The organism is Vibrio penaeicida (genome assembly GCF_030689305.1).
GTDB lineage: Bacteria > Pseudomonadota > Gammaproteobacteria > Enterobacterales > Vibrionaceae > Vibrio > Vibrio penaeicida_B.
The window spans coordinates 1-12,318 of sequence record NZ_JAUYVM010000030.1; the positions used below are offsets into that span (position 1 = coordinate 1).

Annotated in this window: 25 protein-coding genes and 1 pseudogene; all 26 read left to right on the plus strand. The window is 44.8% G+C overall.

The annotated features are described in order from the left end of the window. Positions 1–246 (plus strand): annotated as a pseudogene (gene tuf / locus Q8W40_RS26720) (elongation factor Tu); the annotation flags it as partial. A 187-nt stretch (positions 247–433) separates the two neighbouring features. Then, positions 434–622, plus strand: coding sequence for a (2Fe-2S)-binding protein (locus Q8W40_RS26725; RefSeq protein ID WP_126605781.1), 189 nt, complete (start codon positions 434–436; stop codon positions 620–622). 88 nt (positions 623–710) lie between these two features. Beyond that, the gene (bfr, locus tag Q8W40_RS26730; RefSeq protein WP_104399914.1) at positions 711–1,187 is read left to right on the plus strand and encodes a bacterioferritin; all 477 of its coding nucleotides are present in this window, start codon (positions 711–713) and stop codon (positions 1,185–1,187) included. Between the two features lie 371 nt (positions 1,188–1,558). Beyond that, positions 1,559–1,870 carry a 30S ribosomal protein S10 gene (rpsJ, locus tag Q8W40_RS26735; protein ID WP_001181007.1) on the plus strand — a complete coding sequence of 104 codons (312 nt, stop codon included), beginning with the start codon at positions 1,559–1,561 and terminating at the stop codon, positions 1,868–1,870. Between the two features lie 14 nt (positions 1,871–1,884). Further along, a complete protein-coding gene (gene rplC, locus Q8W40_RS26740) occupies positions 1,885–2,514 on the plus strand; it encodes a 50S ribosomal protein L3 (RefSeq protein WP_104399913.1) in 630 nt (209 codons plus the stop codon). Positions 2,515–2,530: 16 nt separating this feature from the next. Then, complete coding sequence (rplD, locus tag Q8W40_RS26745; RefSeq protein WP_101111186.1) at positions 2,531–3,133, plus strand: 50S ribosomal protein L4; 603 nt, start codon at positions 2,531–2,533, stop codon at positions 3,131–3,133. Further along, complete coding sequence (gene rplW, locus Q8W40_RS26750) at positions 3,130–3,432, plus strand: 50S ribosomal protein L23 (protein WP_038175168.1); 303 nt, start codon at positions 3,130–3,132, stop codon at positions 3,430–3,432. The genes rplD and rplW overlap by 4 nt, the downstream gene beginning before the upstream one ends. Positions 3,433–3,448: 16 nt before the next feature. After that, positions 3,449–4,273, plus strand: a complete 825-nt coding sequence (gene rplB / locus Q8W40_RS26755; RefSeq protein WP_101111185.1) for a 50S ribosomal protein L2 — start codon at positions 3,449–3,451, stop codon at positions 4,271–4,273. Positions 4,274–4,293: 20 nt separating this feature from the next. Further along, the gene (rpsS, locus tag Q8W40_RS26760; protein ID WP_004736729.1) at positions 4,294–4,572 is read left to right on the plus strand and encodes a 30S ribosomal protein S19; all 279 of its coding nucleotides are present in this window, start codon (positions 4,294–4,296) and stop codon (positions 4,570–4,572) included. A gap of 10 nt (positions 4,573–4,582) precedes the next feature. After that, a complete protein-coding gene (gene rplV / locus Q8W40_RS26765; RefSeq protein WP_004398468.1) occupies positions 4,583–4,915 on the plus strand; it encodes a 50S ribosomal protein L22 in 333 nt (110 codons plus the stop codon). 19 nt (positions 4,916–4,934) lie between these two features. Continuing rightward, on the plus strand, positions 4,935–5,633 hold the full coding sequence (gene rpsC / locus Q8W40_RS26770; RefSeq protein ID WP_101111184.1) for a 30S ribosomal protein S3: 699 nt from the start codon (positions 4,935–4,937) through the stop codon (positions 5,631–5,633). 11 nt (positions 5,634–5,644) lie between these two features. Beyond that, positions 5,645–6,055, plus strand: coding sequence for a 50S ribosomal protein L16 (gene rplP, locus Q8W40_RS26775; RefSeq protein WP_004398466.1), 411 nt, complete (start codon positions 5,645–5,647; stop codon positions 6,053–6,055). Continuing rightward, positions 6,055–6,246, plus strand: a complete 192-nt coding sequence (gene rpmC, locus Q8W40_RS26780) for a 50S ribosomal protein L29 (protein ID WP_004410456.1) — start codon at positions 6,055–6,057, stop codon at positions 6,244–6,246. Before rplP ends, rpmC begins: the two co-directional genes overlap by 1 nt. Then, on the plus strand, positions 6,246–6,500 hold the full coding sequence (rpsQ, locus tag Q8W40_RS26785) for a 30S ribosomal protein S17 (RefSeq protein ID WP_101111183.1): 255 nt from the start codon (positions 6,246–6,248) through the stop codon (positions 6,498–6,500). Before rpmC ends, rpsQ begins: the two co-directional genes overlap by 1 nt. A 159-nt stretch (positions 6,501–6,659) precedes the next feature. Then, positions 6,660–7,031, plus strand: a complete 372-nt coding sequence (rplN, locus tag Q8W40_RS26790; RefSeq protein ID WP_004398463.1) for a 50S ribosomal protein L14 — start codon at positions 6,660–6,662, stop codon at positions 7,029–7,031. Positions 7,032–7,044: 13 nt separating this feature from the next. Further along, positions 7,045–7,362, plus strand: coding sequence for a 50S ribosomal protein L24 (rplX, locus tag Q8W40_RS26795; protein ID WP_101111182.1), 318 nt, complete (start codon positions 7,045–7,047; stop codon positions 7,360–7,362). A 24-nt stretch (positions 7,363–7,386) separates the two neighbouring features. Next, positions 7,387–7,926: a 50S ribosomal protein L5 gene (rplE, locus tag Q8W40_RS26800; RefSeq protein ID WP_101111181.1), complete on the plus strand. Its 540-nt coding sequence runs from the start codon at positions 7,387–7,389 to the stop codon at positions 7,924–7,926. Between the two features lie 17 nt (positions 7,927–7,943). Further along, positions 7,944–8,249: a 30S ribosomal protein S14 gene (gene rpsN / locus Q8W40_RS26805; protein ID WP_101111180.1), complete on the plus strand. Its 306-nt coding sequence runs from the start codon at positions 7,944–7,946 to the stop codon at positions 8,247–8,249. Positions 8,250–8,278: 29 nt separating this feature from the next. Then, entirely contained in the window at positions 8,279–8,671 is a 393-nt protein-coding gene (rpsH, locus tag Q8W40_RS26810; RefSeq protein WP_101111179.1) for a 30S ribosomal protein S8, read from the plus strand. Positions 8,672–8,683: 12 nt separating this feature from the next. Beyond that, the gene (gene rplF, locus Q8W40_RS26815; RefSeq protein ID WP_104399911.1) at positions 8,684–9,217 is read left to right on the plus strand and encodes a 50S ribosomal protein L6; all 534 of its coding nucleotides are present in this window, start codon (positions 8,684–8,686) and stop codon (positions 9,215–9,217) included. A 9-nt stretch (positions 9,218–9,226) separates the two neighbouring features. Next, positions 9,227–9,580, plus strand: a complete 354-nt coding sequence (rplR, locus tag Q8W40_RS26820) for a 50S ribosomal protein L18 (RefSeq protein ID WP_101111177.1) — start codon at positions 9,227–9,229, stop codon at positions 9,578–9,580. A gap of 14 nt (positions 9,581–9,594) precedes the next feature. Further along, a complete protein-coding gene (gene rpsE, locus Q8W40_RS26825) occupies positions 9,595–10,095 on the plus strand; it encodes a 30S ribosomal protein S5 (RefSeq protein WP_101111176.1) in 501 nt (166 codons plus the stop codon). A gap of 7 nt (positions 10,096–10,102) precedes the next feature. Next, complete coding sequence (rpmD, locus tag Q8W40_RS26830; protein WP_101111175.1) at positions 10,103–10,279, plus strand: 50S ribosomal protein L30; 177 nt, start codon at positions 10,103–10,105, stop codon at positions 10,277–10,279. Between the two features lie 5 nt (positions 10,280–10,284). Next, positions 10,285–10,719, plus strand: coding sequence for a 50S ribosomal protein L15 (gene rplO, locus Q8W40_RS26835; RefSeq protein WP_101111174.1), 435 nt, complete (start codon positions 10,285–10,287; stop codon positions 10,717–10,719). Positions 10,720–10,740: 21 nt separating this feature from the next. Beyond that, complete coding sequence (gene secY, locus Q8W40_RS26840) at positions 10,741–12,081, plus strand: preprotein translocase subunit SecY (protein WP_004398453.1); 1,341 nt, start codon at positions 10,741–10,743, stop codon at positions 12,079–12,081. Positions 12,082–12,119: 38 nt separating this feature from the next. Beyond that, positions 12,120–12,233 carry a 50S ribosomal protein L36 gene (gene rpmJ / locus Q8W40_RS26845; RefSeq protein ID WP_000868186.1) on the plus strand — a complete coding sequence of 38 codons (114 nt, stop codon included), beginning with the start codon at positions 12,120–12,122 and terminating at the stop codon, positions 12,231–12,233. The last annotated feature ends 85 nt before the right edge of the window (positions 12,234–12,318 follow it).

Sequence of the window (12,318 nt, forward strand, 5' to 3'; positions counted from 1 at the left end):
AAAGACGAAGGTGGTCGCCACACTCCATTCTTCAAAGGTTACCGTCCACAGTTCTACTTCCGTACTACGGACGTAACTGGTGACATCACTCTTCCTGAAGGTGTTGAAATGGTAATGCCTGGCGACAACGTACAAATGACTGTTGAACTAATCGCTCCAATCGCGATGGATGAAGGTCTACGTTTCGCAATCCGTGAAGGTGGTCGTACTGTAGGTGCTGGTGTTGTTGCTAAAATCTTCGACTAATATCGAATGATTTTGCGGTAATCGCATCTTAAAAAGGAGCTTCGGCTCCTTTTTTTATTTCTATTTCAACAACTTCTTAAACCTTCATTTCTTATATAACCAATTCTTCTAATCAAAATGCCAATAAGATTGGCAATGCTAACCATTCTCGTTTATATTTCTAATTGTAATAGATTGGATGTAGAAAATGTTTGTTTGTATTTGCCACGGTGTATCTGATAAAAAAATTCGACAGCTAGCTCTTGAAGAAGGGGTGACTGATATCAAAGGAATTAGGCAGTGTACGCCTCTCGGATCCCAGTGTGGAAAGTGCGTAAAAAGTGCAAAGGAAATTCTTAACGACACAGTATCAACATTGTTTAAGAAAGTCGGCTAACGCTCAATATTGAGACAGCCTTAAAATAGCTTTGACACCTTCAAGATTGCTTCTAAAGTTAAAGAAGCCGATCAAGGAGGGCTTTGTCATGAAAGGTGATCCAAAAATTATTCAACACCTTAATATTGTTTTAGGGAACGAGCTAGTAGCAATTAACCAATACTTTTTACATGCAAGAATGTACAAGGATTGGGGGCTTAAGCATTTAGCAGATAAAGAATACGAAGAATCTATTGATGAGATGAAACATGCAGATCATCTTATAGAGCGAATCCTATTTTTAGAAGGGTTACCTAACCTTCAAGATTTGGGTAAGCTTATGATAGGCGAGGACACAAAAGAAATGCTTGAGTGTGACCTTAAAGTCGAAATGTCTGCTATTCCAGATTTGAAAGAAGCGATTGCATATGCTGAAAGTGTTCGTGATTTTGTTTCTAGAGATTTATTCCAAGACATACTAGAAGACGAAGAAGAGCATGTTGATTGGCTCGAAACGCAGCTAGGGTTAATTGATAAAGTTGGTATTGAGAATTATCAGCAAGCACAGTTCGTTGATGAGAATTAAATAGAATTTTGAAAGCCGAAGCAGTCTACTAGATTCCTTCGGCTTTTTACTACCAAAAATTTCCCGCTTATTTTTCCATCGTCTATTGCATACCAATTTGTGATCTGTATAATACCGCGCACTGGCTTAGCCAGTTGTGAACCAATGAGCAGTGAGGAGTAAGCGTTCCGCTTAGTAATGTAAACTCAGCTTATGTTCGCAGTTAATACAATTAACTCTTCTACTTAGTAGTTAAAGTTAATCGAAAATTAGCTGACAATGTGTCCGATTTGGATACTACGGTTTCACATAAATCAATCGGCATTCTCTCGCTTTAGCGAGTATGAGTGGCGATATTGTTTGTGTATTTATTATTATTGGAGCTCTGTCTCATGCAGAACCAACGTATTCGTATCCGCCTTAAAGCTTTCGATTATAAATTGATCGATGCTTCTACTGCGGAAATCGTTGAAACAGCAAAGCGTACCGGCGCACAGGTTCGTGGTCCTATCCCACTACCTACTCGTAAAGAGCGTTTCACTGTTCTTATCTCTCCACACGTCAACAAAGATGCGCGTGATCAGTACGAAATTCGTACTCACAAGCGTCTAATCGACATCGTTGAGCCAACAGACAAAACTGTTGATGCTCTGATGCGCCTAGATCTAGCTGCTGGCGTTGACGTACAAATCAGCCTAGGTTAAGGGAGATTAGAATAATGATTGGTCTAGTCGGACGTAAAGTGGGTATGACCCGCGTATTTACCGAAGAAGGCGTTTCTATCCCAGTAACCGTTGTTGAGGTTGAAGCGAACCGTATTTCTCAAGTTAAAACTCTTGAGTCTGATGGCTACGCTGCAATCCAGGTAACTACTGGTGCTAAGAAAGCTAACCGTGTTGTTAAAGCTGAAGCTGGTCACTTTGCGAAAGCAGGTGTTGAAGCTGGCCGCGGTCTTTGGGAATTCCGTTTAGAAAACGGTGAAGAGTTTGAAGTTGGCTCAGAGCTAAACGTAGAACTTTTCAACGAAGTTAAAAAAGTAGACGTTACTGGTACATCTAAAGGTAAGGGTTTCCAAGGCGCTGTTAAGCGTTGGAACTTCCGTACTCAAGATATGACTCACGGTAACTCATTGTCTCACCGTGCACCGGGTTCAATTGGCCAATGTCAAACTCCAGGTCGCGTGTTTAAAGGCAAGAAAATGGCAGGTCATATGGGTGCTGAGCGTGTAACGACTCAAAACCTAGAGATCGTACGTGTTGACGCTGAGCGCAATCTGCTTCTTATTAAAGGTGCAGTACCAGGCGCAACTGGCGGTAACGTGATCGTAAAACCAGCTGTTAAAGCATAACGTCTAGGAGTAAGTAATGGAATTGATAGTTAAAGGTGCTGATGCACTAACTGTTTCCGAGACTACTTTCGGACGTGACTTCAACGAAGCTCTTGTACACCAAGTAGTTGTTGCGTACGCAGCAGGTGCTCGTCAAGGTACACGTGCTCAAAAGACTCGTTCTGAAGTATCTGGCGGTGGCGCTAAGCCATGGCGTCAAAAAGGTACTGGCCGCGCACGTGCTGGTACAATTCGTAGCCCAATCTGGCGTACAGGTGGTGTTACTTTTGCTGCGAAACCTCAGGATCACAGCCAAAAAGTAAACAAAAAAATGTACCGCGGTGCTATGAAGAGCATTCTTTCTGAGTTGGTTCGTCAAGAGCGTCTAATCGTTGTTGATAACTTCTCAGTTGAAGCGCCAAAAACTAAAGAGCTAGTAGCTAAGCTTAAAGAGCTTGAGCTTAACGATGTTCTTATCGTAACTGGCGAAGTAGATGAGAATCTATTCTTAGCTGCTCGTAACCTATACAAAGTTGATGCACGTGACGTTGCTGGTATTGATCCAGTAAGCCTAGTTGCTTTCGACAAGGTTCTGATGACTGCAGAAGCAGTTAAGCAAGTTGAGGAGATGCTAGCATGATCACTGAAGAGCGTATCCTAAAAGTTCTACGTGCTCCGCACATCTCTGAAAAAGCAACTATGGCTGCAGAGAAAGCGAACACTATCGTTTTCAAAGTTGCACAAGATGCTACTAAGAAAGAGATCAAAGCTGCTGTAGAAAAGCTTTTTGAAGTTGAAGTTAAGTCTGTAAATACTCTTATTACTAAGGGTAAGACCAAACGTCAAGGTCTACGCCAAGGTCGCCGCAGCGACGTTAAGAAAGCGTACGTTACCTTGAAAGAAGGTCAAGATCTTGACTTTGTTGGCGGCGCGGAATAACAGGAGTAGTTGAAAAATGGCTATTGTTAAATGTAAGCCGACTTCCCCTGGTCGTCGTCATGTTGTTAAAGTTGTTAACGCTGACCTACACAAGGGCAAGCCATACGCACCTCTTCTAGAGAAAAACTCTAAGAATGGTGGTCGTAATAACAACGGTCGTATTACAGTACGTCACATCGGTGGTGGTCATAAACACCATTACCGTGTAATTGATTTCAAACGTACTAAAGACGGTATCCCAGCGAAAGTTGAACGTCTAGAATACGATCCAAACCGTAGCGCAAACATCGCTCTAGTTCTGTACGCAGACGGTGAGCGTCGTTACATCATTGCACCAAAAGGTGTTCAAGCAGGTGACCAGATTCAATCTGGTGTAGATGCGCCAATCAAAGCAGGTAACACTCTGCCGATGCGCAATATCCCAGTAGGTTCTACTGTACATTGTGTTGAACTTAAGCCTGGTAAAGGTGCTCAGCTAGCTCGTTCGGCTGGTGCTTACGCTCAAATCGTTGCTCGCGACGGTGCGTACGTAACTATCCGTCTACGTTCTGGCGAAATGCGTAAAGTGTTATCAGAAGGCCGTGCAACAGTCGGTGAAGTTGGTAACTCTGAGCATATGCTACGTGAACTTGGTAAAGCTGGTGCTTCACGCTGGCGCGGCGTACGTCCAACCGTACGTGGTGTAGTAATGAACCCAGTAGATCACCCACATGGTGGTGGTGAAGGTCGCACATCTGGCGGTCGTCACCCAGTATCCCCATGGGGTATGCCTACTAAAGGCTTCAAGACTCGTAAGAACAAACGCACTGACAAGTACATCGTACGTCGTCGTAACAAGTAATCTATATAAGAGGAATCGCCATGCCACGTTCTCTCAAGAAAGGTCCATTTATTGACCTACACTTGCTGAAGAAGGTAGAGAAAGCGGTGGAAAGCGGAGACAAAAAGCCTATTAAGACTTGGTCCCGTCGCTCAATGATCATTCCTACAATGATCGGTTTGACCATCGCTGTCCATAATGGTCGTCAGCACGTTCCAGTATTTGTAACCGAAGAAATGATCGGTCACAAACTGGGCGAATTCGCACCAACTCGTACTTACCGCGGTCACGCTGCGGATAAGAAAGCTAAGAAGAAATAAGGAGTAGATGATGGAAGCTATTGCTAAACATAACTTTGCTCGTATTTCTCCTCAGAAAGCACGCTTAGTTGCTGATCAAATCCGCGGTAAATCTGTGGATCAGGCTCTTGAACTACTAACTTTCAGCAATAAAAAAGCTGCAGAGTTAATCAAAAAAGTTCTTGAATCAGCAATCGCGAATGCAGAGCACAACGAAGGTGCAGACATCGACGATCTGAATGTCGCTAAAATCTTCGTAGATGAAGGCCCAACCATGAAGCGTATTATGCCTCGTGCAAAAGGTCGTGCGGATCGTATCTTGAAGCGTTCAAGCCACATCACTGTTGTTGTAGCAGATCGCTAAGAGACTAGGAGAGTAAGCAATGGGTCAGAAAGTACATCCAAATGGTATTCGTCTTGGCATCGTTAAGCCTTGGAATGCTACATGGTTTGCTAACACCAAAGATTTCGCTGACAACCTAGACGGCGACTTCAAGGTACGTCAGTTCCTAACGAAGGAACTTTCAAAAGCGTCTCTATCACGCATCGTTATCGAGCGTCCTGCAAAGAGTATTCGTGTGACTATTCACACTGCTCGTCCAGGTGTTGTAATCGGTAAGAAAGGTGAAGACGTAGAGAAGCTACGCGCAGCTGTAGCTAAAATTGCAGGTGTACCAGCGCAAATCAACATCGCTGAAGTACGCAAGCCAGAGCTTGACGCTCAGCTTGTGGGTGACAGCATCGCGTCTCAACTAGAGCGTCGTGTTATGTTCCGTCGTGCTATGAAGCGCGCGGTACAGAATGCTATGCGTCTAGGCGCTAAAGGCATCAAAGTGGAAGTAAGTGGTCGTCTAGGCGGCGCTGAAATTGCACGTTCAGAGTGGTACCGTGAAGGTCGTGTACCTCTACACACTCTACGTGCTGACATTGATTACGCAACTTCTTCGGCTCACACCCAATACGGTGTAATCGGCATTAAAGTTTGGATCTTCAAAGGTGAGATCCTAGGCGGAATGCCAGCAGCTAATGCTGTAGAGCCAAAGGCTGACAAGCCTAAGAAGCAGCGTAAAGGCCGTAAGTAAGGAGTCGACTGATGCTACAACCTAAACGTACTAAGTTCCGTAAGGTTCAGACTGGTCGCAACCGTGGTCTAGCTAAAGGTACTGAAGTAAGCTTCGGCGAATTCGGTCTTAAAGCTGTAGGCCGTGGTCGTATCACTGCTCGTCAGATTGAAGCGGCTCGTCGTGCTATGACACGTCACATTAAACGTCAAGGTCAAATCTGGATTCGTATTTTTCCAGACAAACCTATCACAGAAAAACCGCTTGAAGTTCGTCAGGGTAAGGGTAAAGGTAACGTTGAGTACTGGGTAGCCCAAATCCAACCTGGAAAGGTAATGTACGAAATGAATGGCGTACCTGAAGAGTTGGCACGTGAAGCGTTCCGCCTTGCGGCGCGTAAACTGCCTGTAAAAACTACATTTGTAACTAAGCAGGTGATGTGATGAAAGCACAAGATCTACGCGAGAAAAGCGTTGAAGAGCTTAACGCTGAGCTATTGAATTTGCTACGCGAACAGTTCAACTTGCGCATGCAAGCTGCAACTGGTCAGCTACAGCAAACTCATACTCTGAAAGCTGTGCGCCGTGATATCGCACGTGTGAAAACTGTTTTGACTGAGAAGGCAGGCGCATAATGAGCGACAAAATTCGTACTCAACAAGGTCGTGTAGTAAGCGACAAGATGGATAAGTCTATCGTTGTTGCTATCGAGCGCATGGTGAAACACCCAATTTACGGCAAGTTCGTAAAGCGCACGACTAAACTGCACGCGCACGACGAAAACAACGAGTGTGGCCTAGGCGATACCGTTGAGATTCAAGAGTGTCGTCCACTGTCTAAGAAGAAATCTTGGACTTTGGTAAAAGTTGTAGAAAAAGCGAAGTTTTAATTTCGTTTTGATACGATGAAAAAGCGGCTCCAATTATTTTTGGAGCCGCTTATTTTTTGGCTACCCAAGTACATAAAAGGGTGGTACAATTCGCAGCCCTTATAAAGAGGCAGCCCGACCCGTGAAGGGTCTAGTTTTAATATTTAGCGGAGCACTAAAATGATCCAAATGCAAAGTACACTCGACGCTGCGGATAACTCCGGCGCTCGTAGAGTAATGTGTATTAAGGTTCTGGGTGGCTCTCACCGCCGTTATGCACATATCGGAGATATCATCAAAGTTACTGTTAAGGAAGCAATTCCTCGCGGTAAAGTTAAAAAAGGTGATGTTCTGAAAGCGGTGGTAGTGCGCACTCGAAAAGGCGTACGTCGCCCAGACGGTTCTGTCATTCGCTTCGACCGTAATGCTTGTGTATTGTTGAATGACACTACTGAGCAACCAGTCGGCACACGTATCTTTGGTCCAGTGACTCGTGAACTTCGTAATGCGAAATTCATGAAGATTGTTTCACTGGCTCCAGAAGTTCTGTAAGGAGCGGCACAAAATGGCAGCTAAAATCCGTCGTAACGACGAAGTAATCGTTCTTGCTGGTAAAGATAAAGGCAAGCGCGGTAAAGTAACTAAGGTTCTTGAAACTGGTAAAGTTATCGTTGAAGGTATCAACCTTGTTAAGAAGCACCAAAAGCCTGTACCGGCTCTTGGTCAACAAGGTGGCATCGTTGAACAAGAAGCAGCAATTGATGCTTCCAACGTTGCAGTTTTCAATGCGGCTACTGGTAAAGCGGACCGTATCGGTTTCCGTTTTGAAGAAGGCAAAAAAGTGCGTTTCTTCAAATCAAACGGCGAAACTGTTTCTAACTAATAGAAAGTAATTTGGAGTTCTACTATGGCGAAACTGCATGATTACTACAAGTCGTCTGTAGTTGCTGAGCTTACCAAAGAGTTCAGCTACTCAAGCGTCATGCAAGTCCCTAGGATTGAAAAAATCACCCTAAACATGGGCGTTGGTGAAGCAATCAACGATAAGAAACTGCTAGAAAACGCAGCAGCTGATATGGCAACGATCTCTGGTCAAAAGCCTCTTATCACTAAAGCGCGTAAATCTGTTGCAGGTTTCAAAATTCGTGAAGGCTACCCAATTGGTTGTAAAGTAACCTTACGTGGCGAACGTATGTGGGATTTCTTCGAGCGTTTAATCTCGATTGCACTTCCACGTGTACGTGATTTCCGTGGTGTTAGCGCGAAGTCTTTTGACGGTCGTGGTAACTACAGCATGGGCGTTCGCGAGCAAATCATCTTCCCGGAAATCGACTACGATAAAGTCGATCGTGTACGCGGTCTTGATATTACTATCACGACGTCTGCAAGCTCCGATGAGGAAGGCCGTGCTCTGCTGGCTGCCTTTAACTTCCCATTCCGTAAGTAAGGTGAAGGGTTACTGTTATGGCTAAACAATCAATGAAAGCGCGCGAAACTAAACGCGCGAAGCTAGTAGCTAAGTTCGCTGAGAAGCGTTCAGCGCTTAAAGCTATCATTAGCGATGTTAACGCATCTGAAGAAGATCGTTGGAATGCGGTTCTTAAACTGCAATCTCTTCCACGTGATTCAAGTGCATCACGTCAGCGCAACCGTTGCAACCAAACTGGTCGTCCACACGGTTACCTACGTAAATTCGGTCTAAGCCGCATTAAGGTTCGTGAAGCTTGCATGAAAGGCGAGATTCCGGGTCTTCGTAAGGCTAGCTGGTAATTGCCACTTAATCATTTGGAGTAAAATCTATGAGCATGCAAGATCCGATTTCGGATATGCTGACCCGCGTTCGTAACGGTCAGGCAGCAAATAAAGTTGCTGTAAAAATGCCTTCTTCAAAGCTTAAAGTTGCAATTGCTGCACTACTAAAAGCTGAAGGTTACATCGCAGACTTCGCTGTAAGCGGCGAAGCGAAACCAGAGCTAGAAGTAACTCTTAAGTACTTCCAAGCTAAACCAGTAATCGAGCAAATCCAACGTGTTTCACGTCCAGGTCTGCGTGTCTACAAAAATAAAGACTCGCTACCTACTGTGATGGGCGGTTTGGGTGTTGCTGTAGTGTCCACTTCCAAGGGTCTGATGTCTGACCGTGCTGCTCGTAAGGCAGGTCTTGGTGGTGAAATCATCTGCTACGTAGCTTAATAGGAGTAGACTATGTCTCGTGTTGCTAAAGCACCTGTCGCTATTCCAGCTGGCGTAGAGGTGAAACTAAACGGCCAAGAACTTAGCGTTAAGGGTCCTAAAGGCGAATTGTCTCGTGTATTCAACGACGCTGTTGTGCTTTCTCAAGAAGAAAGCAAGCTAACTTTCGGTCCACGCGAAGGTGCAGCTAACGCATGGGCACAAGCTGGTACAGCTCGTGCACTTGCAAACAACATGGTTGTTGGTGTTACTGAAGGCTTTACTAAGAAGCTAACTCTTAAGGGTGTTGGTTACCGTGCTGCTGTTAAAGGCAACGCAGTAAACTTGACTCTAGGCTTCTCTCACCCAGTTGAGCACGAAGTGCCAGCGGGTATTAAAGCCGAATGTCCAAGCCAAACTGAAATTGTCCTAACTGGTGCTGATAAGCAGTTAGTTGGTCAAGTTGCGGCTGACATTCGTTCTTACCGTGAGCCTGAGCCTTATAAAGGTAAAGGTGTTCGTTACGCAGATGAAAATGTGCGTACTAAAGAAGCTAAGAAGAAGTAAGGTAACACTATGGATAAGAAAGCATCTCGCATCCGTCGTGCTACACGTGCACGTCGTAAGATTGCAGAACTTCGCGCGACTCGCCTAGTTGTACACCGCACTCCTCGTCACGTGTATGCACAGGTTATCGCATCAAACGGCTCTGAGGTTATCGCTGCCGCTTCTACTGTAGAAAAGGCGATCCGTGAGCAAGTTAAGAATACTGGTAACGTTGACGCTGCTAAAGCTGTAGGTAAAGCTATTGCTGAGCGCGCTATCGAAAAAGGCATCTCTGATGTTGCTTTCGATCGTTCTGGTTTCCAATACCACGGTCGAGTAGCGGCGCTAGCAGATTCTGCTCGCGAAGCTGGTCTGAAATTCTAAGGTAGGGTTGGAAGATGGCTAAAGAACAACAACAAGCTACAGATTTGCACGAAAAGCTAATTGCTGTTAACCGTGTTTCTAAAACGGTTAAAGGTGGTCGAATCTTTAGTTTTACTGCACTAACTGTTGTTGGTGACGGTAATGGTCGCGTTGGTTTCGGTTACGGCAAAGCTCGTGAAGTACCAGCAGCGATTCAAAAAGCAATGGAAAAAGCGCGCCGTAACATGGTTACTGTAGCGCTTAATGACGGAACTCTTCACCACGCGGTGAAAGGTCGTCACACTGGCTCAAAAGTTTACATGCAGCCAGCTGCAGAAGGTACTGGTATCATCGCAGGTGGTGCGATGCGTGCAGTACTTGAAGTTGTAGGTGTTCATAACGTACTTGCTAAAGCATACGGTTCTACGAACCCTATCAACATCGTTCGCGCGACGATCGATGGTCTGAGTGGCATGAAGTCTCCTGAGATGGTTGCTGCTAAGCGTGGTCTAACTGTTGAATCTATTTCGGAGTAAGAACACCATGGCAACTATTAAAGTAACTCAAACTAAAAGCTCAATTGGCCGTCTACCAAAGCACAAAGCGTCTTTGCGTGGTCTAGGTCTTCGTCGTATCAACCACACTGTAGAACTTGAAGATACTCCGTGCGTGCGCGGAATGATCAACAAGGTTTACTACATGGTTAAAGTTGAGGAGTAATCAGAATGCGTTTGAATACTCTATCACCGGCTGCAGGTTCTAAACCTTCTAAGAAGCGTTTAGGTCGCGGTATCGGTTCAGGCCTTGGTAAAACAGGTGGCCGTGGTCATAAAGGTCAAAAATCACGTTCTGGCGGCAGCGTTCGTCCAGGTTTTGAAGGCGGTCAGATGCCTTTGAAACAACGTCTACCAAAATTCGGTTTCACTTCTCGTAAGAGTCTAGTGACTTCTGAAGTTCGTCTAGGTGAACTAGCGAAGGTAGATGGTGACGTGGTTGATCTAAACAGCTTGAAAGCTGCTAACGTAATCACTAAGAACATCGAATTTGTTAAAGTTGTTCTTTCTGGTGAAATTAGCAAAGCTGTGACTGTTAAAGGTCTACGCGTAACTAAAGGTGCTAAAGCTGCAATCGAAGCTGCAGGCGGTAAAATCGAGGATTAATACTCGAGGGACGAGGTACAGATGGCTAAAAAACCAGGACAAGATTTTCGTAGTGCTCAAAGCGGCTTAGCTGAACTAAAGTCGCGCTTATTATTCGTATTAGGTGCACTTTTAGTATTCAGAGCGGGCTCTTTTGTGCCGATCCCTGGTATTGACGCAGCTGTACTTGCCGATTTGTTCGAACAGCAAAAGGGTACCATCGTAGAAATGTTTAACATGTTCTCCGGTGGTGCACTTGAGCGTGCTTCTATATTAGCGTTGGGCATCATGCCGTATATTTCGGCATCGATTGTTGTCCAACTGCTAACTGTAGTTCATCCTGCGTTAGCTGAACTCAAGAAAGAGGGTGAAGCCGGCCGTCGTAAGATAAGCCAATATACGCGTTACGGCACGCTTGTACTTGCTACATTCCAAGCTATTGGTATTGCAACTGCTTTGCCAAGCATGGTCACAGGTCAATTGGTCGTTATCGATCAAACCATGTTTACTGTTATTGCAACCATCAGTCTAGTAACCGGCACCATGTTCTTAATGTGGTTAGGTGAACAGATTACTGAGCGAGGAATTGGTAACGGTATCTCATTGATTATCTTTGCAGGTATCGTCGCTGGATTGCCATCGGCAATCGGTCAAACAATAGAGCAAGCGCGTCAAGGTGAACTGAACGTACTTCTTCTGTTGCTAATTGCTGTTTTAGCGTTTGCCGTGATTTACTTCGTTGTTTTCATGGAGCGTGGTCAACGTCGAATCGTCGTTAACTATGCGAAACGTCAACAAGGTCGTAAAGTTTTTGCAGCGCAAAGCACACACTTGCCTCTTAAAATTAATATGGCAGGTGTGATACCAGCGATTTTTGCGTCTAGTATTATTTTGTTCCCAGGAACATTAGCGCAGTGGTTTGGTAATACAGGTGGTGAGGACAGCGCATTCAGTTGGTTAACTGATGTGTCTTTGGCCCTTAGCCCTGGACAACCTCTGTATGTAATGCTTTATGCAGCAGCAATTATTTTCTTCTGTTTCTTTTATACAGCGTTGGTTTTCAACCCGCGTGAAACAGCAGATAATTTGAAGAAGTCTGGAGCGTTCGTACCCGGTATCCGCCCAGGTGAGCAGACAGCTAAGTACATTGATAAAGTAATGACGCGTTTAACCCTAGCAGGTGCGCTATACATTACCTTTATATGTCTGATTCCCGAGTTCATGATGATCGCTTGGAACGTACGTTTCTATTTTGGCGGTACATCACTACTTATTGTAGTTGTTGTTATCATGGACTTTATGGCACAGGTACAGACTCATCTGATGTCACAACAGTATGATTCTGTGTTGAAAAAAGCGAATCTGAAAGGCTACGGTCGTTAATTCGACAGTAGTATCAGATTTCATTACGGAGTTTAGCAATGAAAGTTCGTGCTTCCGTTAAAAAAATCTGCCGTAACTGTAAAGTAATCAAGCGTAACGGTGTCGTTCGCGTGATTTGCAGTGAGCCAAAGCACAAGCAGCGCCAAGGCTAATTTAAGCAGAAATTTTTACTTGAAATATAAGGTAGTGTCGAGTATATTCCTCGGCCTACCTTTTGCGTGCAAAAGAAGTAGTATC

What these genes read in the sequence shown, in the direction of transcription:
- rplR (WP_101111177.1), top strand. Translation starts at nt 9,227, where the DNA reads ATGGATAAGAAAGCATCTCGCATCCGTCGTGCTACACGTGCACGTCGT.
- rpsQ (WP_101111183.1), top strand. Translation starts at nt 6,246, where the DNA reads ATGAGCGACAAAATTCGTACTCAACAAGGTCGTGTAGTAAGCGACAAG.
- rplV (WP_004398468.1), top strand. Translation starts at nt 4,583, where the DNA reads ATGGAAGCTATTGCTAAACATAACTTTGCTCGTATTTCTCCTCAGAAA.
- rplB (WP_101111185.1), top strand. Translation starts at nt 3,449, where the DNA reads ATGGCTATTGTTAAATGTAAGCCGACTTCCCCTGGTCGTCGTCATGTT.
- rpsJ (WP_001181007.1), top strand. Translation starts at nt 1,559, where the DNA reads ATGCAGAACCAACGTATTCGTATCCGCCTTAAAGCTTTCGATTATAAA.
- rplX (WP_101111182.1), top strand. Translation starts at nt 7,045, where the DNA reads ATGGCAGCTAAAATCCGTCGTAACGACGAAGTAATCGTTCTTGCTGGT.
- rpmJ (WP_000868186.1), top strand. Translation starts at nt 12,120, where the DNA reads ATGAAAGTTCGTGCTTCCGTTAAAAAAATCTGCCGTAACTGTAAAGTA.
- rplE (WP_101111181.1), top strand. Translation starts at nt 7,387, where the DNA reads ATGGCGAAACTGCATGATTACTACAAGTCGTCTGTAGTTGCTGAGCTT.
- rplN (WP_004398463.1), top strand. Translation starts at nt 6,660, where the DNA reads ATGATCCAAATGCAAAGTACACTCGACGCTGCGGATAACTCCGGCGCT.
- rplW (WP_038175168.1), top strand. Translation starts at nt 3,130, where the DNA reads ATGATCACTGAAGAGCGTATCCTAAAAGTTCTACGTGCTCCGCACATC.
- secY (WP_004398453.1), top strand. Translation starts at nt 10,741, where the DNA reads ATGGCTAAAAAACCAGGACAAGATTTTCGTAGTGCTCAAAGCGGCTTA.
- rplP (WP_004398466.1), top strand. Translation starts at nt 5,645, where the DNA reads ATGCTACAACCTAAACGTACTAAGTTCCGTAAGGTTCAGACTGGTCGC.
- bfr (WP_104399914.1), top strand. Translation starts at nt 711, where the DNA reads ATGAAAGGTGATCCAAAAATTATTCAACACCTTAATATTGTTTTAGGG.
- rpsS (WP_004736729.1), top strand. Translation starts at nt 4,294, where the DNA reads ATGCCACGTTCTCTCAAGAAAGGTCCATTTATTGACCTACACTTGCTG.
- rplF (WP_104399911.1), top strand. Translation starts at nt 8,684, where the DNA reads ATGTCTCGTGTTGCTAAAGCACCTGTCGCTATTCCAGCTGGCGTAGAG.
- rpmC (WP_004410456.1), top strand. Translation starts at nt 6,055, where the DNA reads ATGAAAGCACAAGATCTACGCGAGAAAAGCGTTGAAGAGCTTAACGCT.
- rpsE (WP_101111176.1), top strand. Translation starts at nt 9,595, where the DNA reads ATGGCTAAAGAACAACAACAAGCTACAGATTTGCACGAAAAGCTAATT.
- Q8W40_RS26725 (WP_126605781.1), top strand. Translation starts at nt 434, where the DNA reads ATGTTTGTTTGTATTTGCCACGGTGTATCTGATAAAAAAATTCGACAG.
- rplC (WP_104399913.1), top strand. Translation starts at nt 1,885, where the DNA reads ATGATTGGTCTAGTCGGACGTAAAGTGGGTATGACCCGCGTATTTACC.
- rpmD (WP_101111175.1), top strand. Translation starts at nt 10,103, where the DNA reads ATGGCAACTATTAAAGTAACTCAAACTAAAAGCTCAATTGGCCGTCTA.
- rpsH (WP_101111179.1), top strand. Translation starts at nt 8,279, where the DNA reads ATGAGCATGCAAGATCCGATTTCGGATATGCTGACCCGCGTTCGTAAC.
- rplO (WP_101111174.1), top strand. Translation starts at nt 10,285, where the DNA reads ATGCGTTTGAATACTCTATCACCGGCTGCAGGTTCTAAACCTTCTAAG.
- rpsN (WP_101111180.1), top strand. Translation starts at nt 7,944, where the DNA reads ATGGCTAAACAATCAATGAAAGCGCGCGAAACTAAACGCGCGAAGCTA.
- rplD (WP_101111186.1), top strand. Translation starts at nt 2,531, where the DNA reads ATGGAATTGATAGTTAAAGGTGCTGATGCACTAACTGTTTCCGAGACT.
- rpsC (WP_101111184.1), top strand. Translation starts at nt 4,935, where the DNA reads ATGGGTCAGAAAGTACATCCAAATGGTATTCGTCTTGGCATCGTTAAG.